The 26091-nt window shown below is 32.9% G+C and carries 19 protein-coding genes; 12 read left to right on the top strand and 7 right to left on the bottom strand.

Features of this window, described 5'->3' with window-relative positions; genetic code table 11:
- Nucleotides 1-42: 42 nt before the first annotated feature.
- On the bottom strand, nt 43-1272 hold the full coding sequence (locus ACFFGA_RS13785) for an HD domain-containing protein (RefSeq protein ID WP_386065180.1): 1230 nt from the start codon (nt 1270-1272) through the stop codon (nt 43-45).
- Between the two features lie 32 nt (nt 1273-1304).
- Here ACFFGA_RS13785 and porX point away from each other — a divergent pair, with 32 nt between their 5' ends.
- The 5 genes from porX (at nt 1305) to ACFFGA_RS13760 (ending at nt 10209) form a co-directional block, all read left to right on the top strand.
- Nucleotides 1305-2858, top strand: a complete 1554-nt coding sequence (porX, locus tag ACFFGA_RS13780; RefSeq protein WP_386064910.1) for a T9SS response regulator signal transducer PorX — start codon at nt 1305-1307, stop codon at nt 2856-2858.
- Nucleotides 2859-2956: 98 nt separating this feature from the next.
- Nucleotides 2957-3418 (top strand): tRNA (adenosine(37)-N6)-threonylcarbamoyltransferase complex ATPase subunit type 1 TsaE, encoded by a 462-nt coding sequence (tsaE, locus tag ACFFGA_RS13775; RefSeq protein WP_386064909.1) that lies wholly within the window; start codon nt 2957-2959, stop codon nt 3416-3418.
- Nucleotides 3419-3660: 242 nt separating this feature from the next.
- A complete protein-coding gene (locus ACFFGA_RS13770; RefSeq protein ID WP_386064908.1) occupies nt 3661-4218 on the top strand; it encodes a hypothetical protein in 558 nt (185 codons plus the stop codon).
- 419 nt (nt 4219-4637) lie between these two features.
- Entirely contained in the window at nt 4638-9533 is a 4896-nt protein-coding gene (locus tag ACFFGA_RS13765; protein ID WP_386064907.1) for a DUF8693 domain-containing protein, read from the top strand.
- A 115-nt stretch (nt 9534-9648) separates the two neighbouring features.
- On the top strand, nt 9649-10209 hold the full coding sequence (locus ACFFGA_RS13760) for a pseudouridine synthase (RefSeq protein ID WP_386064906.1): 561 nt from the start codon (nt 9649-9651) through the stop codon (nt 10207-10209).
- On the opposite strand, the gene ACFFGA_RS13755 is transcribed toward ACFFGA_RS13760, so the two are convergent.
- Both ACFFGA_RS13755 and ACFFGA_RS13750 read right to left on the bottom strand, forming a co-directional pair.
- Nucleotides 10199-10936: a hypothetical protein gene (locus ACFFGA_RS13755; RefSeq protein WP_386064905.1), complete on the bottom strand. Its 738-nt coding sequence runs from the start codon at nt 10934-10936 to the stop codon at nt 10199-10201. The two genes, ACFFGA_RS13760 and ACFFGA_RS13755, sit on opposite strands and share 11 nt — an antisense overlap.
- A 98-nt stretch (nt 10937-11034) precedes the next feature.
- Nucleotides 11035-12543, bottom strand: coding sequence for a DEAD/DEAH box helicase (locus tag ACFFGA_RS13750; RefSeq protein ID WP_386064904.1), 1509 nt, complete (start codon nt 12541-12543; stop codon nt 11035-11037).
- Nucleotides 12544-12680: 137 nt separating this feature from the next.
- Here ACFFGA_RS13750 and ACFFGA_RS13745 point away from each other — a divergent pair, with 137 nt between their 5' ends.
- Nucleotides 12681-13247 carry an ExbD/TolR family protein gene (locus ACFFGA_RS13745; protein ID WP_386064903.1) on the top strand — a complete coding sequence of 189 codons (567 nt, stop codon included), beginning with the start codon at nt 12681-12683 and terminating at the stop codon, nt 13245-13247.
- On the opposite strand, the gene ACFFGA_RS13740 is transcribed toward ACFFGA_RS13745, so the two are convergent.
- The 3 genes from ACFFGA_RS13740 to ACFFGA_RS13730 form a co-directional block, all read right to left on the bottom strand.
- Complete coding sequence (locus ACFFGA_RS13740) at nt 13244-13657, bottom strand: 3D domain-containing protein (RefSeq protein ID WP_386064902.1); 414 nt, start codon at nt 13655-13657, stop codon at nt 13244-13246. The genes ACFFGA_RS13745 and ACFFGA_RS13740 overlap by 4 nt on opposite strands.
- Nucleotides 13658-14109: 452 nt before the next feature.
- Nucleotides 14110-16422 (bottom strand): T9SS type A sorting domain-containing protein, encoded by a 2313-nt coding sequence (locus ACFFGA_RS13735; protein WP_386064901.1) that lies wholly within the window; start codon nt 16420-16422, stop codon nt 14110-14112.
- A gap of 145 nt (nt 16423-16567) precedes the next feature.
- A complete protein-coding gene (locus ACFFGA_RS13730) occupies nt 16568-18568 on the bottom strand; it encodes an alpha-ketoacid dehydrogenase subunit alpha/beta (protein WP_386065178.1) in 2001 nt (666 codons plus the stop codon).
- Between the two features lie 149 nt (nt 18569-18717).
- On the opposite strand from ACFFGA_RS13730, the gene ACFFGA_RS13725 reads away from it, so the two are divergent.
- The 5 genes from ACFFGA_RS13725 (at nt 18718) to ACFFGA_RS13705 (ending at nt 22755) form a co-directional block, all read left to right on the top strand.
- Nucleotides 18718-19668 (top strand): isopenicillin N synthase family dioxygenase, encoded by a 951-nt coding sequence (locus ACFFGA_RS13725; RefSeq protein ID WP_386064900.1) that lies wholly within the window; start codon nt 18718-18720, stop codon nt 19666-19668.
- Between the two features lie 68 nt (nt 19669-19736).
- Nucleotides 19737-20066, top strand: coding sequence for a translation initiation factor (locus ACFFGA_RS13720; RefSeq protein WP_386064899.1), 330 nt, complete (start codon nt 19737-19739; stop codon nt 20064-20066).
- A gap of 3 nt (nt 20067-20069) precedes the next feature.
- A complete protein-coding gene (locus ACFFGA_RS13715) occupies nt 20070-21011 on the top strand; it encodes a DUF1835 domain-containing protein (protein ID WP_386064898.1) in 942 nt (313 codons plus the stop codon).
- On the top strand, nt 21001-21873 hold the full coding sequence (locus tag ACFFGA_RS13710; protein ID WP_386064897.1) for a nucleoside phosphorylase: 873 nt from the start codon (nt 21001-21003) through the stop codon (nt 21871-21873). The genes ACFFGA_RS13715 and ACFFGA_RS13710 overlap by 11 nt, the downstream gene beginning before the upstream one ends.
- 27 nt (nt 21874-21900) lie before the next feature.
- A complete protein-coding gene (locus ACFFGA_RS13705; protein ID WP_386064896.1) occupies nt 21901-22755 on the top strand; it encodes a substrate-binding domain-containing protein in 855 nt (284 codons plus the stop codon).
- 362 nt (nt 22756-23117) lie between these two features.
- On the opposite strand, the gene ACFFGA_RS13700 is transcribed toward ACFFGA_RS13705, so the two are convergent.
- Nucleotides 23118-23792: a uracil-DNA glycosylase gene (locus ACFFGA_RS13700; protein WP_386064895.1), complete on the bottom strand. Its 675-nt coding sequence runs from the start codon at nt 23790-23792 to the stop codon at nt 23118-23120.
- A 105-nt stretch (nt 23793-23897) separates the two neighbouring features.
- Between ACFFGA_RS13700 and ACFFGA_RS13695 the strand changes: the two genes are divergently transcribed.
- Nucleotides 23898-26066, top strand: a complete 2169-nt coding sequence (locus ACFFGA_RS13695) for an endonuclease MutS2 (RefSeq protein ID WP_386064894.1) — start codon at nt 23898-23900, stop codon at nt 26064-26066.
- Nucleotides 26067-26091 lie beyond the last annotated feature (25 nt).

Genomic DNA, 26091 nt, shown 5'->3' with positions numbered 1-26091 from the left:
TTTAAAAAATGGGTTGGTCTCCGCAAAAATAGAAAAAATGTATCACATTTTCTTTTTAGGATAGCACATATAATATTTGGTCACAGGTTTGCTCAACGCTTTTAGGTTTAATTGATCCGATGCTTTGGTTATATCTTTAATTTTTCCGGATTTTAAAAGAATGTTAATATGCTGCTTTTTATTCTGGTATGCTAGATTTGTAATTTCGCCATAAAACACAAAATAATCTGCTTCTGCTTTAGAAATATTGTATTTAGCCATCAATGCTTTAGTATGTATCATAAGCTCTGAAGTTTTAATACTTTTATTCTTCATCTTAATCTTCAATAAGTCTCTATCGATAATCATTTTGCACAAATTGCTTAGCACAAAATCTTTATGAGATTGCCAATCTTTCATCGCAGCTACAATATCGTAATCATCTAGTTTTGAAAAAACCGACAAAGTTTCAGAATTAAAACTTTCTGTGTTAATTACTGACTGCATAAAATACATTAAGGCGTCGCTACATCTTAATTCTTCACCAGCACCAACTAATTCTTTTGCGCGTTTAAGAATTCGCATTAATAATTGTTCTGCAACAACACCTGTTTTGTGTAGATAGACTTGCCAGTACATAAAACGTCTTGCAACCAAAAATTTCTCTACACTATAAATACCTTTTTCCTCAACAACTAATTCATCTTCAACAACATTAAGCATGGTAATTAAACGTTCGCTATTAATGTTGCCTTCCGCCACTCCTGTATAAAAACTATCACGTTTTAAATAATCTGCCCTATCCATGTCTAATTGACTTGAAATCAACTGACACATAAATTTTCGAGGATATTTCTTTTGAAAAATTGAAATGGCTAACGTTAAACTTCCGTTAAACTCTTTATTGAGTTCTTGCATAAAACGAAGCGAAATTTCCTCGTGCGAAATATCATTTACAATACTATGTTCCATAGCATGAGAAAATGGACCATGACCAATATCGTGAAGAAGAATTGCAATTAATAATCCGTTTTCTTCGTCCTCAGAAATTGTAACTCCCTTAAAACGAAGCACATTGATTGCTTTCTGCATTAAATGCATACTACCCAAAGCATGATGAAAACGTGTATGATGCGCTCCAGGATATACCAAATAAGACAATCCCATTTGACTAATACGTCGAAGTCTCTGGAAGTATTTATGTTGAATAAGATCGAAAATTAACGAATTTGGAATAGTAATAAATCCGTAAATTGGATCGTTAAATATTTTTAGTTTATTATTAGACGACAAAGCTTTAAAATTCATTTAGAAAACAAATATACATGAACAACATAAATATTCTCTGGGTTGACGACGAAATTGATTTATTAAAACCACATATTCTCTTTTTAGAGCAAAAACAATATAAGGTAACAACATGCAAAAGCGGTACAGAGGCATTAGAAATAATTGATGATACTAACTTTGATATTGTGTTCTTAGACGAAAATATGCCAGGCCTTACCGGTCTTGAAACTTTGAACGAAATAAAGGAGCGTCGTGCCAACTTACCTGTGGTTATGATTACCAAAAGTGAAGAGGAATATATTATGGAGGAAGCCATAGGCAGTAAAATTGCCGATTACTTAATAAAACCTGTTAATCCTAATCAAATTTTGTTGAGCTTAAAGAAAAATTTAGACCATTCTAGATTGATTTCTGAAAAAACAACCTCTAACTATCAACAAGAGTTTAGGAAGATAGCCATGGATTTATCTATGGTAAATTCTTATGAAGAATGGGTTGATTTATATCAAAAATTGATTTATTGGGAATTACAGCTTGAAGACATTGAAGATGTTGGTATGACGGATATCTTAGAATCTCAAAAAAACGAAGCAAATCTTCAATTTGGTAAGTTTATTGAGAAAAATTATGAAAATTGGTTTGAGCGTAATGCAGATGCGCCTACAATGTCTCATACATTGTTTAAGGATAAAGTTGTCCCAGAATTAAGTGATAAACAACCAACACTTTTAGTTGTTATTGACAACCTACGATACGACCAATGGAAAGCATTTGAGCCTATTGTAAATAACTACTACAAGAAAACATCAGAACTTTCGTTTTATAGTATTCTTCCAACAGCTACACAGTATGCACGTAATGCCATATTTTCTGGATTAATGCCTGCAGATATGGAAAAACTCCATCCTAACTATTGGAAAAATGACACAGATGAAGGTGGTAAGAACCTGCACGAGGACGACTTTTTGCGTGAGCAATTAAAACGGTTAGGTTTAAATCATATAAAATATGAATATCATAAAATAACCAATCTAAAATCTGGTAAAAAACTCGTTGAGAATTTTAGAACACTAAAAAATAATGATTTAAGTGTTATAGTTTACAATTTTGTAGATATGCTTTCTCACTCCAAAACGGAAATGGAGGTTGTTAAAGAACTCGCTTCAAATGATAAGGCGTATCGTTCCTTAACGGTAAGTTGGTTTAAAAATTCACCATTATTGGAGATGATTCAATTATCGCAACAACTTGGTTTTAAATTAATACTTACAACAGATCACGGCACTATCAATGTTAAAGCACCTTCTAAAGTAATTGGAGATAGAGATACAAGTCTTAATTTACGTTATAAAACAGGCAGAAGCCTAACCTATCAAGACAAAGATGTGTTGGTAATTAAAGATCCCAAATCGGTTTATTTGCCGTCTTTAAGCATGAGTAGCTCTTTTATTTTTGCCAAAGGAGATTTGTTTTTAGCGTATCCAAATAACTTTAATCATTATGTTAGTTACTATAGAAACACCTATCAACATGGAGGTGTTTCTCTGGAAGAAATGATTATTCCATTTGTAGTTTTAGACCCTAAATAAATCCATAAAAAGCAAAAATATCCGACGAAATACACTTTTTTCTAGGTTTTTCGAATATTTTTCATTAACATTGTGGCTCAAATTATTATAATTGTTTTTTGAAAACTATTGAGTTAACATATCATCTTAAGGATATTGACGCCATTGCAGCAAGTGTTTTAGAACATTTTGAATCTAAAACTATATTGTTTAACGGCGATATGGGATCTGGGAAAACAACATTTATAAATGCTCTTTTAAGAGCTATGCATAGTGAAGATGTAGCTACTAGCCCAACCTTTTCAATTGTAAATGAATACAATATTCCTGGTGATAAAGTATATCATTTCGATTTTTACAGGATAGAATCTATAGATGAAGCTTACAATTTTGGCATAGAAGATTATTTAGAAAGTAACAACTGGTTATTTATTGAATGGCCTGATAGAATTGATGAATTAATAGATGAAGCGCAATCACTTGATATCACTAAGATAAGTGACGATATAAGATCCCTCAAATTAACTATAGAATCAAAACTTTTAACCGAAAATAAAGCTATGACAGAACCGAAATTTTAAATAAAATTTCACCAACATTCTACCGAAAAAGTGTTCGTGTTACGGAAAAACCGTAACTATAAGTTCTAAATTTCTTGGATTTTAACACTAATTGATTTTTTCAAACCATGTATGCATAGTACTTTTGAAGTAATTAATTAATTAAATCCCTTAAATTATGAATTCAAAAAAACTAATTCTTGCAATCGCAATCTTCGGTGGAGTGTTATTTACTGTACAAGCAACTAACATCATTGACTTAGATGGACAGACTACTACAAAAATCGAAAAGAAAAAAAGAGAGCTCATCAAAAACGGATAATAAAAAGACGTTAAGTAGAAGCGCAATGGTAGGGTCTATTATTGCAACTATTATTGCATCTACACCTCTTTTATATTCATTACACGAAAGTGTTCCAACCACAAAGGTTTGGGACACTTTTTTGTTTACTTACGAAAGTGGTGTGTGGGAAGAAGCGCAGTATGCAATGTGGGTATATACTAGTAAATTTATCCCTTTCTTATTACTTGTAATTTGGTTTTTTACTTGCCGTCATTGGTGGTATCATGCAATACTCGTTCCTATTGTAATGTTTGCATTCCAAGCTGTAAACAGTTGGAATTCTGAAGCTGGATATCTAGATGAAGGAACATTTGTTGTTTTGATGCCTATTTTAATTATAGTTGTTCCATCAATCTATTTAATAAGGGCCAAGATGTTTGATAAAATCAATTATACTGATAAAACCATGGAAGAGCTCGAAGAAGAGTTTATGATTAAGCCTAAAACTTTATGGGGCAAAGTGAAGCAGTATTTTTAGGTCTAAGCCTACTTATTAAAAGCATTTAAAACAATGTTTTTTTATTGATTATATATTTAAAAAATATACGTAATCACATCACTTAAAGAAACGACTGTTTATTATAATATTTAATTAATTACCGATACATTTTGCGGCTAACGCAAGCATAATAAAGCGCCTAAAACACAAATTCTGTAGCTGTTTACGTATAAGCTGTCTATATGCTAAATTATTTACCTTCAAGAATATACACTTACCAATTCAACAAAAAACATAGTAGTAGCAACCAATACAACACTATTTTAAAAAAACTACGCAAAGTCCTAAATTTCTGCTAGTTGCATTTGTCGGATATAATACGACATCATCGAATTTATTACGTACCTATTAGAGTAATACCTACTTTTATCGTAGCTATTAATTTATTCAATTTACTAATGAAATCTTTTATTTCCAAAAAACCTATTGGAAGCCTTATGACTTGTAATAAACCCAAATCTTACTCGTTTAGAGTTTTATCAATTGCACTATTAGCCTCAATTTTTTTATTAGCCGCATTTCCTTATTTTTCTGGACCAGGGTTAACAACTGCAAAAACTATTGGGCCATATTCTAATGGAGTTTTTCCTCCATCGATTGACACAGATTTAGATGCTACATATAGGGTCGCATTCCCTAATTTAACATTTTTTTACCCCATAACTTTTAGGATGGTTCCAAACCAAAATAAAATTGTTTTAGGACAGCTCGATGGAGTTATTTACTGGTTTGATAATGATGAAAGTACAACCGTTAAGAATCTTATACTAGATTTATCTAATGAAGTTGGTTTGATTTCTGATGGCGGTTTCTTTGGCTTAACCATACACCCAGATTTTGATGCGCCTGTAAATCCTAAAAATTACTTTTATGTATACTATGCTACAAAAAACTGGAATGGCGAAAATGAACCAGCTTTTGGCGAATATACTGGACAAGGTTGTTCTTTTAGTGAAAACGAACATGAGGGCAATTTCTTAATATTAGAACGATTTGAGGTTAATCCTAACACAATGACCTATGTAAATAATTCTAGAACGATAATACTTAAAAACAGATTATACGGCACCACACATTATGGTGGTGGTTTAGAGTTTGGAGATGACGGCTTTTTATATTTAACTACAGGTGAGCAAGCTTCTTGGCAAAGGGCTCAGGATATTGTTAATAATTTAGATGGTGGTGTTTTGAGAATAGATGTAGACAAAGACCCTACTAAAAGTCACCCACCTGTTAGAAAAAAACCAAATGATGCTGGTTATTCTAATGAAATAACTGGTGTTGAATACTGGATACCAAATGACAACCCTTTTTCTGATACAACTCCTGGCTCAACTACAAGTTTATATGGACAGCCAAATTTAACAACTCAAAATCCAAATGATGTTTATGCACCTGGTGATTTCTTTGAAGAATATTACAGTATTGGACTGAGAAACCCTTTTAGAATGACAAAAGACAGTCAAACAGGTACTATGTATATAGGAGATGTGGGTTTAAGTACTCGAGAAGAAATCAATATTCTTGAGTATGGTTCTAATTATGGTTGGCCATTATACGAAGGTTTTCTCGAGGGACCTGGTTGTTACTCAGATCTTTTTAACGATATGGAGCATGTAGAGCCTTTAGTTGATTTTGGACATGATATAATGAACTCAATTACCGGAGGCTTTGTTTACAGAGGTACTGGCATCCCTGAACTTTACGGCAAATATATATGTGCAGATTATGGTGGCGGTGATGAAATTTTCTCTGTTGATGTTGGTAACGGTGATTACGAGCAAATTGCAACATTTTTACCAGAAGATATTATTTCTTTTGGAGAAGATAATGAGAAAGAACTTTTCATTTTAAGCTTAGGACATGACACAAATATATATAAGTTAATAGATAATGATTTAGATCATGGACCACCTCCACAAACATTATCTCAAACAGGTATTTTTACCAACCTATCAACGTTAGAAGTTATTGATGGCTACGTACCCTATGAGCTCTATGAGTCTTTTTGGTCTGATGGTGCTCTAAAAAAACGTTGGGTTGCCGTACCAAACAATGATGGTGTACATAGTGGGCCAAGTGAACAAGTACAATATTCAGAATTTGGAGATTGGGAATTCCCATCTGGTACAGTAATAGTTAAGCATTTTGAATTACAAGTAGATGATAATGATCCATCCGTAACAAAAAAAGTAGAAACAAGGGTTTCCGTTGTTGATGAGTTTGGTGAAATGTACTTTTTAACTTATAATTGGAACGATGAGGAAACCGAAGCCTATCTTCAGGCTTCTGCATTAAATGAGCCTGTAGATATTACTACGACATCAAATGGAACGCGTACCCAAGTTTGGCATTTTCCATCAAATTCTGATTGTATTAATTGCCATAACCATGCAAACAAAGGCGCTCTTGGTTTAAAATCTAGATACTTAAATACAGATTATACTTATGAAGAAACAAGTATTACTGCAAATCAATTAGTAACTCTAAGTCATTTAGGTATTTTAAATAAATCTATTACTGATGCTGATACTGAAGATATTTACACAAATAAATCATTACAGGACCCTAATGCTAGTTTAGATGAAAAAGCAAGGTCTTATTTAGATTTAAACTGTGCCTATTGCCACAGAAGAGATAATAGTATAAGAACAAGTTATGACCTGAGAGTTTACAATAACCTTGAAGCTACAGAATTATTAACAAGTGGTGTATTGACACCTCTAGGTATTGCGCCAGATGAAAAAATACTATTTCCTGGTGATGCATCAAAATCCATATTATACCATCGCATGAATAGTGTAGATATGTCTATTATGATGCCACCGATATCCAAATCAATAATAGATCAGCCAGCTGTAGATCTTATTGAGCAATGGATTAATCAACTTGATGAAACTAGTACAGAAGATTGCAACACTCCTAACCCATTAATTAATTTAGCATTATTGCCTTCCGCACAGCTAAGTGGCTCAGTAGCCCAAGGCCAAGGTCGAGGCACACCATTACATATACTCTATGACCCATCTAAAGCAGATTATAGAGTTACATCTCCTTTTGCAGAATATGGTGTTCCCTATCAACACAACTTAGGACCTGTTAATGCAGAAAATGGATTTTATTGGAGAGTAGATTGGCCACAGCCAAAGTTTGTTAATTACATCACTTTTGGTGGAGCATATCCAAATCAACCACAACCAAATACACTTTGGCGAGTTAGTTATTTAAGAAACGGTATATGGAATACTATTGAAGAAGGAGCTGGTGGCTGGATTGATAATGGTATTTATGAATGGGATGGCTCTGACGAACCTCCTCTTTTTGCTGAAGCCGTAAGAGTACAATTATATACCAGTGGTTCTGGAGATTTAGTGAGTATTCATTTAAGAGGTAGAGGTGGATACACCTCTGGTGGTGGCAGTGATGCTGATGAAGAAACCAAAGCTTCACTTGTACAATTTTTACCTCACGGTGAACTTACGTCGATTGACAACATCGTAACTAGCACACAATCAAGTTGTAATTTTACTGACAACACCTATTCACAAGATTTAATTGTAACATATACCAATCCTCCTGCAACAGGATCATTGGTAATAAATGAGCAATCATTTCCTATAACAGGAAGTCCTCAAACTGTAACGCTAACAGGATTGGATTCTGATGGTCTAGATGTGGAAGTTACTGCGGAATTTACGGATGGTTATGAAACTTTATATAGGAGTAATGGAGCATTATTCACAGCTCCTTCAGATTGCACCCATTTAGTTGTAGGTGTTGATGAGAATCTGGTTATTGAAGGTGATGTAGAGGTTTCTGCAAGTGGAAGCATTGATATTCTAGAAGGTGGAAGCCTAACAATAAATGGTAATTTAATTAATAATGGACAAGTTACATTAACCTCAATATCTAATAAATATTCGAGTTTAATTGTCAACGGAACCAGTACAGGTAATGTTGTTTATAAAAGACATGTAAATGCATTTAATGGAACTACAGGCAATGATTTAATATCATCGCCTGTAAGTAGTGAATTATTTGGTGATTTTGCATCAGACAATCCTAATCTATTTGAAAATCCTAGTAATACCCAACAAAAACTATTTGGACCATTTAATGAAGCCACAGGAGCTTATGAAATTTATTCAACAGTAAGTAACGCTACTACTGAAATAATAAAAGGTAAAGGATACAGAGCGGCACGAGATAGCTCTGAAGATATTGCCAATGGCACTACCCTAACCTTTACTGGTGAAATTGAAACTACTAATGTAGATATTGCTATCACCAGAACTGGTCCGCCTTATGATGGATGGAATTTAGTAGGAAACCCTTACCCTTCTTATATTGATTTTGATGCGTTTTTCCAACATAACGCTACTACATTGGAAAGTGGAGCTTTTCAGGCTGTATATGGTTATGATGGTAATGCTTCTGATGGATGGACAATATGGAACAACGTTACTACAGGCAATTTAATTGCGCCAGGACAAGCGTTTTTTGTTAAAAGTAAAGTAGGTGGTGGAAATATACAATTCACACCTGCAATGAGAGTTCAAGGTAGTACAGACGATTTTATTCAAGGTAGAACTTCATCTGCTCACTATGGCTATTTAAAATTATTGGTAAGTTCGGGAAGTTCTAACTTTAGCACAGATTTCTATTTTAATGACAATGCCTCACTTGGATTAGATCCAGGATATGATGCCTCACTTTTTAATGGAAATATACCGGATTTTTCAATTTACTCTTATTTAGTTGAAGGCAATATTGATACTCCTTTTGCTATTCAAGCTTTAGATGGTAATGCTATTAATAATGTTACAATTCCTTTAGGTGTACATGCTAGCCAGGGACAAAATGTATCTATAAGCATTTCTGAAACTGATTTACCTTCGTCTATAAATGTCTATTTAGAAGACACTTTAAATAATTCATTTACATTATTGAATACAGGCAACTATAACTTTACAGCACTTACCGATATTTCTGGTGTGGGTCGTTTTTATTTAAGATATGAAAATGAAGCACTATCTATTTCAGAAACTATTTTAGATGATTTAAGTATTTATTCTGATTATGCTGAAAAAACTATTGTTATTAAAGGCTTGTTAGAAAATGACATGTCATTAAAACTCTATAATATCAATGGAAAAGAAGTGATTAGTGATCGTTTAGATAACTCTAAAACTAAACATATAATTAGTGTAGAGCATTTAAGTGCTGGTGTTTATATTTTAGAATTGTTAGATTCAAACAAAGCAAAACGAATTAAAAAATTAGTTATAAAATAAAGCAAAAATCAGAACGATTTTTAAAGCGCATACTTATTTGAAGTATGCGCTTTTTGCATTTGAATAACAAAGCCACATAGCTGGTATAAAAAGAAATGATTTGTAATTTTACATAGTGAATCACAAGTACTTCAAAATATATAAACCTTACGGTTATTTAAGTCAATTTATAAATAATCAAACCAAACGAAAGAATAAAAAGCTTTTGAATGAATTCTATGATTTCCCTGAAGGTACAATGGCTGTTGGTAGATTGGATGAGAAATCTGAAGGTTTATTGTTATTAACTACTGACGGAAAGTTTAGCAACCATATTACGAGCTCTAAAATAGAAAAAGAGTACCATGTAATGGTAGATGGTAGTATTACAGAAGAAACTATAAACTTATTAAAAAAGGGTGTGGAAATTTCTATCAATGGAAAGCCTTATATCACTTTGCCTTGCAAAGCAAACTTACTTAGTGATACAAATCATATCGTAGAACGCTTTGTTAGAGACGAAAAGCATGGTATAACGTCTTGGCTTTCTATAACAATTAGAGAAGGGAAATTTAGACAAGTTAGAAAGATGACAGCAAAACTTGGATTTCCAACATTAAGATTAGTAAGAGTACGTATTGGAAATTATAGTTTACAGGATATGCAACCTGGTGATGTTGTAGAAATTAATTATTAGACGCCTCTTCTTTTTTATCGTCTTCGGATGATTTTTCTTTTATAACTACTTTCTCGTTATTAAAAACAATAATCGCTTTTACACCTGTGAGTAAGTTCCATTCCTTTGAAGAAATAAGATTTCCTTTATCATCATAAACCAAAAATTCAGCTGTGTTAGGTCCAGATTCACCTTGATTTAAAGCCTCTATTTCAATTTTGTTTTTACCTTCCGCTAAATTAACTTCAACACGTCTGTAAGAACTCTTTAGTAATAAGTTGGGCTCCACTACAAAGTCATTTACATAAATTCTTACACGATCACCATCTGGATATTCGTGATCTCTACATACAATATTTACAAACTTAGTATCAACACTATGTTCACCAAGATACTGATCAGACATGGTTCTTATAACTCCACCTTTCTCCAGTTCTTTATTCCAACGCTTTTCAAAAATTTCGCTAGGGCTTTTTAAACCATCACTTTCTGTCATTGAAAAAGGCTTATCAGATTCCTTAAATACAAATTTCTTCTCTTCTATTGAAGATTTACCGCCAATGCTATCTTCTTTTTTATCAAGTTTTGGAGCAACTTTAACCTTAGCAGGTATGGTGTCCTTTTTAATTTTAGAAGGCTCTGCAGGTATACGAATAGATTTATCCTCCTTGTCTTTTACTTTTTGAGCATAACTCACTGTGCCAAATAACATGGCAAATAAAATCAATATGAGTTTTAATGGCTTCATTTTATATTTAGACTAGTTTTTGTTTAATTACTTGCGGTGCAAAAACCATACCTAGTTCAAAATAAACGGATAAAAATGGAATTCCTTACAAAAAAAAGTTAAAACTTACCGTTGAAACTAATTCGTAACTTCCTGTTGTATTCCTCAAATAACCAATCTTTATAGTTCTGAGTGCTATTCATAATGCAATAGCAGTATTGTTTTATTCTATAAGCAATTTCATCTTGAAGCAACTTAATTAAATCTCGCGCTTCATAAACATCTTCGCTATTTTCAATGCAAATCTTAGAATGTTGTTCTATAGAACGCTCAATTACAGTAAAGGATTTTTTACCAGAACCTATAACATCTTTATATTCTTCCTTTACATCAAATTCCAATGATTCCGATTTTTTGAATTTTTCTTTTAAATCATCTGGCATTATGTAAACAAAATCGCGTTCCAGTGACTCATCATCAACGATGTTTTCTAAATATAAATCTGGGTATTTAAAAATATGGTTCCAGTCCACAGGCTGGTTCCAAGGTCCAAAACGCGCAATGTTATTACCTAAATCTATGACTTGAAACGTAGTTCTATCCTTATAAATTCGACTACCACGACCAATCATTTGAAAGTATAACGTTAATGAACGTGTTGCCCTATTTAATATAATGGATTCAACCGATGGCTCATCAAATCCTGTTGTTAAGATACTTACAGAAGTTAACACAGCATCTGATGTGTTTTTAAACCATTTTAAAATATCTTTTCGTTCTTGTTTACTCGATGTATTGTCTAAATGACGAACATCATAACCTGCTTTTTTAAATGTGTAATAAACCTCCTTAGAAGTGTATATACCATTATTAAAGATAAGTGTTTTCTTTCCTTTCGCTAATTCTTCATAAGCTGTTAAAAGCTTAGATTGCATTAAGGTGTTAGTATATAGTGCTTCAGAAGATTTTACTGTGTAATCACCATTTATACCAATTTTCAACGTAGTTAAACCAACATCGTAATGGTAAACATCTGCGTTTGCCAGAAATCCATTTTTAATCAAAGTAGAAATATCGTCACCAACAATGAGCTTGTCGTAATTATCTTTCATAGGTAGTTTTATATTACTACTCAATGGTGTTGCGGTGACTCCAAGGATAAAACAGTTCTCAAAAAACTTAAAAAGCTTTCTAAAAGAATTATAATGAGCTTCATCAATTATAACAAGTCCAACATTTTTAAGCTCAAAATCTTTATCAGAAAGACGATTGTTTAATGTCTCAACCATTGCGACGAAACACTGATAATCGTCTTGGTCTGGTAAGGTCTTAACCTTACTGTTAATGACTTTGTTCTTTACATTAAAACCAGAAAGCACATTAGATGTTTGTTTGCAAAGTTCAATACGATGTGTAAGGATAACGACTTTCTTATTATGTTTTTCAATATAACGTCTTACGATTTCAGAAAAAATAACGGTCTTACCACCACCTGTTGGTAATTGATAGAGAAGATTAAAATCATCAGACTCCTCTTCCATTACATCAAAAATACGATTGAGATCTTTGATTTGGTAATCGTAAAGTCTTTTCTCTGTTACAGTTTCCTTAAGCGTTTCTGTTGACATATAGTTTTTCCCTCGAAGGTTAATTTTGCAAAAATAGCATATTGTAAGGGTTTTTGGAATTAATTGTTAATAACCTTTAACAAGATTGGTACTGTTATTGTGCTTAAGAAAATATTAACATTTTAAATATTTATATTATGAAATCATTTAGAAGACATTCTGCGACGGTCAACGCAGGATCTATGGCAGACATTGCCTTTTTGTTACTCATTTTCTTTTTAGTAACTACGACCATCTCTGCCGACAAAGGCATTTTAAGACAACTACCTGGCGATTGTCCGCCAAATGAAGATTGCACAAAAAACATTAAGGAACGAAATCTATTGCACATTAATTTAAACAGTAATCAAGAGATTATGGTTGAAAATAACGTTGTAAAACTAGAAGAGGTTGAACAACTTGTGAAAGATTTTGTAGATAATAATGGCAGTGCTAATTGTGATTATTGTGAAGGTTTACAACTATTAGAATCTTCAGAACACCCCAAAAATGCTGTAATTTCTTTAAGTCATGATGCATTAACTAAATACGAATTGTTTATAAAAGTGCAAGATGAAATCACGAAAGCTTATTACGATTTAAGAAAGCGCTATATACAGCAGAAATTTAAAAAGTCTCCACATGAAGTCTCTAACGAAGAATTAGAAATAGTAAAAAAAGCATATCCTTTTATAGTTTCTGAAGTAATGGTGAAGCCTAATTAATTAATTGAATCCTTTATAGGAATGCAATATTCAATGTTAACCTTTCTTTTGCCCCAATTTCTTGCTTTTTTTATGTCCATACCCATATAGATGTCTATACGTTTGCGCCAACGTCTGTTCATTTTATCTTTTACAATAAATACACTATCAAAGCCTTCAATCTTTACTTGTGTATTATGTACTAAACCAGAATCTATAAGGTCTCTTGAAACCGCTATATACCTCAATCCAGGTTTTAGACTATCTCCAAAGGCTGTTATATGAGGATTTGAATTGGTTTGATAAGCCAAAGAGTTATAAGCAGAAGCAATAACCTTAAAACTTTTAAAATCGCACTCCTTCTCTACTTTGCCTTTGCAAGAATAAAGAAAAGCAATCAGCAACATTTTTATATATAGTTTAGGCTTCATGATTATAAATATACGCTTAAAAGTTAAAAATTGTTAAATCATTACTTTGTTATGCATAGTACTGTAACATTTTTATTTATGTGTCGTCTATTAAGTATAAATCAATTAAAAAACAATACATCATGAGAACATTAAACAGCAATCAATTAACAGGTACAACAACAGTAACAAAAAGTTATACTTGGAACAGTAAAAGACGTTATAGATAATAGCGTAATTCATCAATCATAGCTAAGCTGTCATACTGAACGCAGTTGAAGTATTCCTTAGCTTCAAAAAAACAATCAATTATGAAAACTTTGTCTAAAATTGTCAATACATCTAACAGTTTAGATGATGACTTAGAAACTATTAAAGTTTAGAGCAATGAATTATCAACTCATTACCTATTTAAACTAAAAAGTCAGTTAAAATAAATTAACTGACTTTTTTTATTTGTGCGTATATAACATTTATTCTTTTACAACCTTTCTTGTAATAGATTGTCTATTGCTAGATAATTTTACAAAATAAACACCACTTTGGTATTGTGATAAGTCTATCTTATTATATTGAGTTTTAAAACTACCTTTTAAGATAATCTGTCCTACAGTATTATAAATTTGATAATCTAAATCTTCGTTTACACCAGATATGTTTATGTTTAATACACTTTTAGCTGGATTTGGATAGATGTTAATATAATCTTCCAAAGTATATTCATCTAAACCTAATGGATCCATTGCATTAAATGTTACAGCTTCCGCAGAATCAAATTGACCACCAGAGATAATTACATTTCCGTTTTCGTCTTCTAAGTTGTAAGAACCATTTCCAAACCCACAGCATATTCCATCACCATAAGAATCGAATATTGTAAACGTATAGCACTCATCATAACCAGGAATTGTTAATGTCTCTGAGTAAGTAGTATTATCGTTATAATCAAAGACAGGGCCACTAGCTACAACGGTACCTGAACTATTAGCTAATTCATAAGTAGTTTCATTACCGTAATCATCAGTAGTAATGTTAAATACGACAGTAGCTGTAGAATAGGATTCAGGAACTTCAAAATTCAATATAAAACTATCGTTTGCAGTGTTCTCATCAGCAGTACCGTTTGGATTAGAAACTGTAATTGTAAATGTATGAGATCCTACTGTTAAGCCACTAAATGTTGGGCTAGCAACTACTTCTGAAGCATTGTTTGCTAAATTCCCAGTCCAGTTTACAGTTGTGCCTGCATTAGAATCTACATAATAAGTAACATCAGCAGAAGTTAAATTTAAAGCACCTGCATTTATAAGTGTTACTTCCGGAGTAAAATCACCGCAAATTAGAGAACCACCGCCAGAAGATTCAGAAACTCTTGCATCATTATCAAAAGTTTCTATAGCAGGATATTGGTCTAATATTATATCTCCAGTACCTGCTGGATCTAACCACTCCATAACTCTTTGAGATGAATTAGCGCCAAAATTCCAAGCGACACCAAATCTTCCATAAAAATCAACACCTCCATTATTAGAAGTTCCGCTACATGCTGCAGAACCACCTGAAAGCATACCAATAAGATGACCTGTTTCATTAAATAATGCAGATCCAGATGATCCAGGTTCTGTAACCCCAAGTTCCCATTGATCTATAAACCACATTTGTGTGGTTGGGTTACCATTAAAATTAACAGCTGTTCTATAGGCACCATCATCTTCTCTACATACTTTTTGAATATCACCACTTGGATGGTGTATACCAAAATTTACATTTGGGTTTTGTGTAGTAGATCTATTCCAACCTGCCCAAACAACATCTGGATTACCATTAAAAAAGGTTGGATCGGTAATTTCTACTAAAGCCATGTCGGATTGAGAACTACTTGCTCTCAACGTTGCTCCACTAACCGTTTGATTAAATGTACCGTTAGTACTATTGGTAAAAGTTCCACATGAAGGATTAGGGCTTCTCCAGTTAAATCTAAAAGCCCATGAATTTACACTTCCTCCAAGACAGTGATTAGCTGTGATAAAATAAGGAGTGCCATCGTTATTGGTGTTATTCACCAAAGTCCCTGTACAAATACCAGTTCCTCCATTGACAGTAATCATTCCTACAGATTTTTTTACGTTTTCTTTTACAGTATCCAGTCCATAAGGGTCACTAGCAGGCGTAATATCACAATCAACATCATGGTTACAAGCGCCTGAATCATTTAAGGCTTTTTGGTAAGTTTCACCACTTCTATAACCGTGTATTACAGAACCAATTGTAATTTTTGCCTCACCAACAACATTTGCTGGTTCGTAATACTCAATCCAAGCTTGGTCTCCTTTAACCAACCATGTTCCTAAAACTTCTTCTGGGTTGTTATTGTGATGTGTATATGGTCTTAATAAATCACTTTTTTCATCATTATAAACAAATAGTTTTGCACCTTCTGGAAGCTTAAACACATCAAACATAAAGTTTAATGATACTGCATTTTTTGATTTGTAAGACATTCTCCAAATTCTATCTCCATTGTCTAGTGTTGTCCATTCACCTACTTCATTAAAATCATGATCTACATATATATCGTAACCAAATCTCCAAGGCTTAGATTTATCTTTATCATTAATCATGTCCTCATCTTGTAATTTTTTTAAATCAAAAGAGGCTAATCTGTGAGGAGTTACAGTAGTTAACTCATCCATTCCCCAACTTGGTGGTTTAACCTCGTCTGGTATGTTTTGCGCAAAGCTTAATATGGAAAAAATGAATAATGCAAAAAGTAAATAGTGTTTCATAGTTAGAAAATTTTAGTTATAACAAATTTAAGTATTAAAATTGTGTTAATAAAGTTTTTTATAGTCAAAGACCTTAACTACGAAACAACCTAACTTAAAATACTCTGAAATACAGTAGGCAAGAAAATTAGACAAATGCAAAAGCCTAATAGTTAAGCAATTCCATGAGAGCTTCCTCAAACTTACTCTTAGCTAAATACTGGTCTTCCAGCTGTCCAATAAAAGGTATAGGTGTTTCCATACTAGCAACACGCTTTACTGGTGCATCCAAGTACTCAAAACACTCTTCCATAAGCATTGCAGAAATATCACTTGCAATACCTCCAAACATAGAATCTTCTTGAAGAATTATGGCTCTTCCTGTCTTTTTTACAGAACTTACAACTGTTTCTTTATCTAAAGGCTGAAGTGTTCTTAAATCAATTAAATCCGCAGAAATGCTTGGGTTGTTTTCTAATGTTTCCAAAGCCCAATGCACTCCTGCTCCGTAAGTAATAATTGTAACAGTATCTCCTTCTTTTAAAAGTGCAGCTTCACCAAAAGGCAAAGTGAAATAATCTGTAGGTACATCTTGTCTTATACTTCTGTATAAAGCTTTATGTTCAAAGTATAATACGGGATTTGGGTCATTGATAGCTGTTGCCAACAAACCCTTTGCATCGTACGGAAATGCTGGATACACCACTTTTAAACCAGGTGTTTTTGTAAACCACGCCTCATTGGTTTGCGAATGAAAAGGACCAGCAGCCACACCTGCTCCACAAGGCATTCTTACTACAACATCGGCTTGTTGCTGCCAACGGTAATGCGACTTAGCTAAATAATTAACAATAGGATTAAATCCAGAAGTCACAAAGTCTGAAAATTGCATTTCTACAACAGCTTTCATTCCAGCAATAGATAATCCCATTCCTGTTTCAACTATAGCAGATTCACATATTGGTGTGTTGCGTACTCTATCTTTTCCAAACTGTTGCACAAAGCCTTCAGTTATTTTAAAAACACCACCATATTCAGCAATGTCCTGTCCCATAATCACTAAATCTTTGTGCTTTTCCATAGATTGTTTTAAACCTTCTGAAATAGCATCAATCAAGCGTAATTCTTTTGTTTCCTTATTAGGATTAATTTGCTCATAATCAAATGATTTATACACATCATTTAATTCATTACTTTTATTTGGAACAATATCTTCTTCAGCATAAGCAGAGTCCAATGCTGTATCTATTTCTGCCTTAATTTCAGAAACATATTGTTCATCTATTTCTGCAGATAAAATCTTTTTACTAAAAAGGTAACTTCTAAAATTTTCAATTGGGTCTTTGGCTTCCCACTCGTCCATTAAAGCTTTAGGCACATACTTTGTTCCACTTGCCTCTTCGTGTCCACGACGTCTAAAAGTTTTAAACTCAATTAAAATTGGTCTTGGACGTTTTCTAATACTTTCAGCTAATTTTTTGACCTTAGTATAGGTTTCTATTACATTATTCCCATCTAAAATAAATGACTCTATACCATAACCCTTGCCTCTATCTGCTAAGTGCTTACAATGGTATTGCTCATTTGTCGGTGTAGAAAGCCCATAGCCATTATTTTCAATACAAAAAATAACAGGTAATTGCCAAACAGATGCAACATTTAAAGCTTCATGAAAATCACCTTCACTTGTACCGCCTTCACCTGTAAATACTGCTGTAACTTGCGAATTTTTCTTCAACAGATTTGCTAAAGCAATACCATCAGCAACACCCAATTGTGGCCCTAAGTGAGAAATCATTCCAACGATATTATACTCTTGAGTTCCAAAATGAAACGAACGATCTCTACCTTTTGTAAAACCACTGGCTTTACCTTGCCATTGACAAAATAAGCGGTGAAGCGGAATCTCGCGTGTTGTAAAAACACCTAAGTTTCTGTGCATTGGCAGAATGTATTCACTTGGCTTTAATGCCATAGTAACGCCAACAGAAATTGCTTCTTGACCGATGCCAGAAAACCATTTAGAGATTTTTCCTTGACGAAGTAAAATCAACATTTTTTCCTCTATGAGTCGAGGTTTTAACATATTGTAATAAAGCTTCAATAATGCTTTATCACTCAAATTACGCTTATCGTAGTCTATATTGCTTTTCGTTATGGTAGGCATAAGTTCTTCTTTCAGTAATAGTTTCAAAAGTAATTAAAATGCATCAATATTGTAGTATTGACATATAAATTGTGAATTATATACGTTAGCTTTTTTAGGACTATTTTAGTTACATTTGTATATTGACTTAATTTTTAAACAAAATTCCAATGGATAGAATACCTAGCGTAGATTTGAAAGACTTCATTTCAGGCGACCCAAAAAGAAAGCAAAAATTTATTGATGAGATTGGCAAAGCATATCAAGATATAGGCTTTGTAGCTTTAAAAGGACATTTTTTGGACGATGAGTTAGTTGACAAACTGTATGGAGAAGTAAAGAATTTTTTCGATCTCCCTTTAGAGGTTAAAGAAAGTTATGAAATTCCAGGTATAGGTGGCCAACGTGGTTATGTGTCTTTTGGAAAAGAAAGTGCTAAAGGAAAAAAAGAAGGAGATTTAAAGGAATTTTGGCATTTTGGGCAATATGTAGAAGATGACGAGAAACGAAGAAAAGAATATCCTGAAAATGTAGAAGTAAAAGAACTTCCTGAATTTAACAAAGTCGGTAAAGAAGCATACCAAATGCTTGAAAAAACGGCTAAATACGTACTACGTGCCCTAGCTTTACATCTAGATTTAGAAGAAACTTATTTTGATAATTACATACACAATGGTAACTCCATTTTAAGACCTATACATTATCCACCAATTACCCAAGAACCAAAAAATGCTGTAAGAGCAGCTGCACATGGTGATATTAATTTAATAACATTACTTATGGGAGCTCAAGGTCGTGGATTGCAAGTACAGCGTCATGATGGCGAATGGTTAGATGCTATTGCAGAACCTGATGAGTTAATGATTAATGTTGGTGATATGTTATCTCGCCACACCAATAATAAACTAAAATCCACAATACACAGAGTTGTAAATCCGCCTAGAGAACTTTGGGGAACATCACGTTATTCTATTCCATTTTTTATGCATCCTATAAGTGAAATGAAATTAGATGTTTTAGATAGTTGTATTGACGAAGACAATCCAAAACAATTTGAAGACATTACTGCTGGAGAATTTTTAAACCAGCGACTTGTAGAACTTGGACTTATTAAAAAGTAATTAAGTATGAAGTGTAAAGTATTTAGAAAAGCTTTGCACTAATTACTCCACACTCGACACTTGAGAAAATGGATTTACAAGATCAATTAAAAAACCTATTTCCTGAACATGTATCAGAACCACAGGACGCTTCTGACGATTCTGAAAATGATATTTGGCATCAAGACGAACCAATATTATGCAAATATGAAAAACGAAAAGGTAAACCCATCACTATTCTAGATGGTTATACAGGCGCTACTGAAGATTTTAAAAAATTAGCCAAAGAACTAAAAACAAAACTCAGTGTTGGTGGTAGTTTTAAAGATGATAAAATTATCATTCAAGGTGATTATCGCGATAAAATCATGGAGATTTTAAAGGAAAAAGGATTTAATGTAAAACGTGTTGGTGGCTAAACTATGTCTAAAAATTGTCTGCATATAACAAATGGAAGCGTCCTAACAAACTATTTAAGGGAGCTAGATTTTACTGAAGATATCTTAACATGGCAAGAAATGTTATGTGAAGGTCCTACAATACCCGCGATTGCTTCAAAGGAGTTTTACACTCTTCGTGCTGAATTTCTTAAAGAGTTCTATGAAATAGAAGTAAATAGTAATGAGCTACAACACGAGTTATCCAAACTAGAGAATATTGATAAATATTCTGAAATCAATCTTTGGTTTGAGTATGATTTGTTTTGTCATATAAACCTCTTAGGAGTAATTAACCTATTGCATCAAAAGGAAATTAATTTACCACTATACCTTATTTGTAGTGGTCGTGTTGAAGGTGAAAAGAATCTAAAAGGATTAAGCGAACTCTCACCTAGCCAATTAACGAAACATTACAAAGAAAGAGTTTTACTTACCAAAGAGGATAAAGAGTTAGCAATAACATTATGGAGAACGTATTGTGGTAAAGATCACAATATACTTAAGCCCTATATTGTTACAAAATCCAACTTTAAATATATGAGTAATTGCCTCAAAGCACATCTTAAACGCTTTCCGCACCAAAAAAGTGGATTGAGTGTTCTTGAAGATAATATACTTAGGATTGTAAGGGATAACGACATAAAATCCAAACATCATTTATTAGGCTATAGCTTAAACTACCAAGGTTACTATGGCTTTGGCGATACACAACACAATCGACTCATAGAAAAATTAAGCATCTTTTTTGAAGAAACAGAAACTAGCTTAAAGTTGAATAGAAAAGGACACGAGGCATTATTGAGGCAACATAATTTTGCTTCAGAACTCAACAACAAAATGATTTATGGAGGCGTTGAACGTCTTGGTTATCAATTTAATATAGAACAGAATAAACTTGTAAAAACAATATTGCATGCCAATTAAAGATTCAGAATTAATATTAAATCCAGATGGAAGTGTTTACCATTTAAACCTAAAGCCTGAAGACATTTCAGATACCATCATTTTTGTTGGCGACCAGGACAGAGTTGAAAAAATTACAAAGCATTTTGACAGTATTGAGTTTAGCACTCAAAAACGAGAATTTAAAACCCAAACTGGCTACTATAAAGACAGAAGAATCACGGTACTTTCAACCGGTATTGGACCAGATAATATAGATATTGTTTTAAATGAGTTAGATGCACTGGTCAATATTGATTTAAAAACACGAAAGCCAAAAACAGAGTTCACAAGCCTCAATATTATAAGAATTGGCACATCTGGTTCCTTACAAGCCGATATTCCTGTGGACGCTTTTTTAGTAAGCACTCATGCCTTAGACGTAAACGGTATGCTGCACTTTTATCAAATTAACGGTATTAGTAATCCAGAAATTGAAGATGCCTTTATAAAACATACAGATTGGGATAAAAATAAAGCACGACCAATTATTATTAACAACAGTAAGTATCTTGAAAAGTATTTTGAAAGTGATATAATTTTTAAAGGTATGACAGGTACTGCAGGTGGTTTTTACGGTCCTCAAGGACGTGTTTTAAGACTACCATTACATGATGCAAAGCTTAACTCTAAGCTAGATTCTTTTAGCTATAAAGACTTTAGAATCACAAACTTTGAAATGGAAACATCTGTAATTTATGGATTATCAAAACTCCTAGGACACGAAGCCTTATCGCTCAATGCTATTATTGCCAATAGAGCTACAGGAGACTTTAGTAAAGACCCTAAAAAAACGGTTGAAAAATTAATTCTATATGCCTTAGAGCGTATTGTGAATATTTAAAAAAATACTGAAACAAGTTCAGCGTAAATGAAAAAAGTAAATATTGGTGGTGTTCCAGAGCATTTTAATTTGGCTTGGTATTTAACACTGAAAAATGGCGAGTATAAAGAGAAAGGTATAAACCTTAGGTGGCATGATTATTATGGTGGTACAGGAGCCATGTGCAAAGGATTACGCTCTGGAGATATTGATATTGCAGTAATACTCACTGAAGGAATTATAAAAGATATCATTGATGGTAATCCATCTCGGATTGTACAAACTTTTGTTCAATCACCTTTAATTTGGGGAATTCATGTAGCAGCAAGTTCTAACTTCAAAACTATTGATGATATAAAAGGCACTAGAGCAGCTATAAGCAGATATGGTTCTGGCTCACATCTTATGGCTTATATTAACGCCAAAAATCAGGATTGGGACTTAGATAAGGATTTAAATTTTGAAGTTATAAAAAACCTCGATGGTGCGGTTAAAGGGCTTACAGAAGGTGACGCTGACTACTTTATGTGGGAAAAATTTACAACAAAACCATTAGTAGATGATGGTACGTTTAGAAAAATTGGTAACTGTCCTTCCCCTTGGCCATGTTTTGTAATAGCGGTTAGAAATGAATTCATTGAAAATAATGTAGATGATTTAACGACTATTTTAGATATTATTAATCAAACCACATCAGAATTTAAATCTATTCCTAGTATAGATAAGACAATTGCAAATCGCTATGAACAACAATTAGAAGATGTGCAAGAGTGGCTTTCGCTAACAGAATGGTCACAGGAATTGATTGATAAAAAGACAATTAACAATGTGCAAAATCAACTTTTTAATCTAGATATTATACCCAAAAAAGTAGATTACAAAGATCTAATTCACAAGGTTTAAGCCTAAAATCTTGTGGTTTTTTAACAATTCGACTGATTTTTTTTTAATAAATTTAACATATCTAAAATCGCCAAAACACTTGTAAATAAAGACAAAAAACGTTAAATCATGTTAAATAAAATTGTGAGAAATCTTACTGTTTTTGTTCATAACTTTCAGTATTTCAAATTTTTAGTTACATTTGTTTTAACCAAATCAAGCTATTAACATTTCAAAAAAGACTAATATGATTTTGACGATTACTCTGATTCTTTCTTTTTTAGTTGCTATTAACTTTTTATTATTGATCTTTAGTTGCAACAAAACATCAACTGAAATTAAGACTAAAAAACCTCGTATTATAAGAACTCAAAGACCTACAACTACTCTAGTTTCCAATCAATTACAGACTCGCCAACTTGCTGCAACAGGGAGTTAGTTTTACTAAAATGCTTGTTACCAAACCAATAACCTCTATTTGCACTTAAAGGCGAAGGATGACCAGTTTCTAAAACTGAGTGTTTCTCAGTATCTATTAGTTTATTCTTCTTTTTTGCAAATCCTCCCCAAAGTAGAAATACAACATTACTTTTTTCACTACTTATAGTTTTAATTACCGCGTCCGTAAATTGTTCCCAACCTTTGTTCTGGTGGCTACCAGCTTGATGTGCTCGTACGGTTAAAGTTGCATTTAGAAGAAGCACACCTTGATCTGCCCAAGGCATTAAGTTGCCACTTTTAGGGTAAGAAATGTTTAAATCCTTTTCTATTTCTTTAAAAATATTTATTAACGAAGGTGGATGCGGAATACCATCGTTAACCGAAAAGCACAAGCCATTTGCCTGGCCAACTCCATGATAAGGGTCTTGCCCAATAATCACCACTTTTAAGTCATTAAAATGACAATGGTTAAAAGCATTAAATATTTCGGAACCCTTCGGAAAACACTGATGATGTTTATATTCGTGCTTAACAAATTCTGCCAAATCCTTAAAATAAGGTTTTTTAAACTCCTCATCTAAATAAGGCTTCCAGCTGTTATGTATATCAACATTCATTAATTTCTATTTTCTTCAAAAATAAGAATAACAAAAGTAAACTATGGTATTAGGCATATCTATACAATTACCATAAATTTGCAACTTTCAAATTAAGTTTAATCCATGATAGACATTCATGAAAAAACCTTAAAAGACCTTGAGTTTTTTACGGTTCTAAATCAAGTTAGTGAACACGCCATTACCGCTTTAGGTAAAGATGCAGTGTTAGCTTTGCTCCCATTGCCTAATGAGGAGCAACTGCTATTAGAACTAGATTTTACCAATGAATACCTTTCATCATTTGATAATGATAACCGCATACCAAATCATGGATTTGAAACTATTGCCAAAGAATTAAAACTTCTAAAAATAGAAAACACTTATTTGGAAGTGCCAAGCTTACAGAAAATTGTCAGCATGTCAATTACTGTAAACTCTATTCTAACTTTTCTAAAAAAGTTTGAAGACTATTATCCAAAGCTCTATCAGAATAGCAAAGACATTGAGATTACAAAAGTAATAATAGAACAAGTTGATGCTGTCGTTGACCGTTTTGGTGATATAAAAGACGAAGCCTCCCCTCTACTTTCTGAATTAAGAAAATCCATAAATCAGTTAAAAGGCAAAATAAATAGTAGTTTTAGTTCTGCTCTAAACACTTATCATAACTTAGAATATCTCGACGATATTAGAGAATCTGTTGTAGATAACAAACGCGTGCTTGCTGTAAAAGCGATGTATCGTCGTAAGGTTAAAGGTGCTATTATGGGAGGTAGTAAAACGGGTAGCATCGTCTATATAGAGCCTGAAACTACACTTCAATATACCAGAGAGCTTAACAATTTAGAATACGAAGAAAAGGAAGAGATTATTAAAATCTTAAAAGAACTTACTGATTATGTTCGTTTGTTTTTACCACTTCTTAAGGAATACCAAGCGTTTTTAATAAAAATGGATGTCATTTCTGCTAAGGCAAAATATGCCAAAAGCATGAATGCTATTCTGCCAGAAATCACCAAGGAACGCAGTATGTATTTACGTGATGCATACCATCCTCTACTCTATTTGAATAATAAAGAAAAGGGTGAAAAAACTTTTCCGCAAACCATAGGTTTAGAAAAGGAAAGTAGAATTATCGTTATCTCTGGGCCTAATGCTGGAGGTAAAAGTATAACCCTTAAAACAGTGGGATTATTACAAACCATGATACAAAGTGGTATGCTAATTCCTGTTCATGAACGTAGTAAAATATGTCTGTTTGATAGAATTTTGAGCGACATTGGAGATAATCAATCTATTGAAAATCATTTAAGTACCTACAGTTATCGTTTAAAGCAAATGAATTATTTTTTACGTAAAGTAAATCATAAAACCTTGTTTTTAATAGATGAGTTTGGCACTGGTAGCGATCCAGAATTAGGTGGAGCATTGGCTGAAACGTTTCTCGAAGTTTTCTATGAGCGTGAAGCTTTCGGAATTATTACGACCCACTACTCCAACTTAAAGTTATTAGCCAACGAACTGCCCTATATGGAAAATGCTAATATGCTTTTCAATGAAAAAACTCTTGAGCCAATGTATAAGTTAGCTATTGGTCAGGCAGGAAGTTCGTTCACCTTTGAAGTTGCTCAGAAAAATGGTATTCCATACAGTTTAATAAATAAATCGAAGAAAAAGATTGAACGTGGTAAAGTTCGGTTTGATGCGACCATTGCTAAACTTCAAAAAGAGCGAAGTAAACTAGAACGCACGGAACGCTCACTAAAAGAGAACGAAAAAAAGAAACTATCTGAAGCAGATAAGTTGGAAGAAATCAACGCCAAGGTTCAAAAGAAATTAGAAAGCTTCCAAGAATTATACGATTCTAATCAACGTTTAATTTACTTAGGTCAAAAAGTCAATGATATTTCAGAGAAATATTTTGAGGACAAGAAAAAACGTGAGTTAATGGCTGAATTGTTCAGACTCGTCCAAATAGAAAACTCTAAGCGCAAAAAAGTATCTGCCAAACAAAAACGTGCTAAAAAAGCAAAAGAAAAGCAGATTAAACAGGAAGCTGAAAAGAAAGTTGAAGTTATCCGAAAAAAGAAAAAAGCAGCTAAACAGAAAGAAGTTAAAGTAGAAAAGCCAAAGCCTGTTTTAAAAGTTGGTGATCGTGTACGCATGCATGATGGTAGAGCCGTTGGTAGTATAGATTCTATTGAAAAAGGAAAAGCTAACGTTAACTATGGTATGTTTACAACCAACGTTAGCTTAGATTTATTAGAATTGGTTGAGGCTAAAAAGAGATAATTACAAGTACCATATTAATTATTTA

The organism is Winogradskyella pulchriflava, from assembly GCF_042434315.1.
Taxonomy (GTDB): Bacteria; Bacteroidota; Bacteroidia; order Flavobacteriales; family Flavobacteriaceae; genus Winogradskyella; species Winogradskyella pulchriflava.
The sequence above is the reverse complement of the archived record's forward strand: the minus strand, read 5'-3'. Positions and strand labels throughout refer to the sequence as shown.

Excerpts from the sequence above, each read along its gene's own strand:
- ACFFGA_RS13745 (WP_386064903.1), top strand. The coding sequence starts at position 12,681 with ATGAAATCATTTAGAAGACATTCTGCGACGGTCAACGCAGGATCTATG.
- ACFFGA_RS13725 (WP_386064900.1), top strand. The coding sequence starts at position 18,718 with ATGGATAGAATACCTAGCGTAGATTTGAAAGACTTCATTTCAGGCGAC.
- ACFFGA_RS13750 (WP_386064904.1), bottom strand. The coding sequence starts at position 12,543 with ATGTCAACAGAAACGCTTAAGGAAACTGTAACAGAGAAAAGACTTTAC.
- ACFFGA_RS13765 (WP_386064907.1), top strand. The coding sequence starts at position 4,638 with ATGAAATCTTTTATTTCCAAAAAACCTATTGGAAGCCTTATGACTTGT.
- ACFFGA_RS13735 (WP_386064901.1), bottom strand. The coding sequence starts at position 16,422 with ATGAAACACTATTTACTTTTTGCATTATTCATTTTTTCCATATTAAGC.
- ACFFGA_RS13755 (WP_386064905.1), bottom strand. The coding sequence starts at position 10,936 with ATGAAGCCATTAAAACTCATATTGATTTTATTTGCCATGTTATTTGGC.
- ACFFGA_RS13705 (WP_386064896.1), top strand. The coding sequence starts at position 21,901 with ATGAAAAAAGTAAATATTGGTGGTGTTCCAGAGCATTTTAATTTGGCT.
- ACFFGA_RS13730 (WP_386065178.1), bottom strand. The coding sequence starts at position 18,568 with ATGCCTACCATAACGAAAAGCAATATAGACTACGATAAGCGTAATTTG.
- ACFFGA_RS13770 (WP_386064908.1), top strand. The coding sequence starts at position 3,661 with ATGGACAGACTACTACAAAAATCGAAAAGAAAAAAAGAGAGCTCATCA.
- porX (WP_386064910.1), top strand. The coding sequence starts at position 1,305 with ATGAACAACATAAATATTCTCTGGGTTGACGACGAAATTGATTTATTA.
- ACFFGA_RS13695 (WP_386064894.1), top strand. The coding sequence starts at position 23,898 with ATGATAGACATTCATGAAAAAACCTTAAAAGACCTTGAGTTTTTTACG.
- ACFFGA_RS13700 (WP_386064895.1), bottom strand. The coding sequence starts at position 23,792 with ATGAATGTTGATATACATAACAGCTGGAAGCCTTATTTAGATGAGGAG.
- ACFFGA_RS13740 (WP_386064902.1), bottom strand. The coding sequence starts at position 13,657 with ATGAAGCCTAAACTATATATAAAAATGTTGCTGATTGCTTTTCTTTAT.
- ACFFGA_RS13710 (WP_386064897.1), top strand. The coding sequence starts at position 21,001 with ATGCCAATTAAAGATTCAGAATTAATATTAAATCCAGATGGAAGTGTT.
- ACFFGA_RS13715 (WP_386064898.1), top strand. The coding sequence starts at position 20,070 with ATGTCTAAAAATTGTCTGCATATAACAAATGGAAGCGTCCTAACAAAC.
- ACFFGA_RS13720 (WP_386064899.1), top strand. The coding sequence starts at position 19,737 with ATGGATTTACAAGATCAATTAAAAAACCTATTTCCTGAACATGTATCA.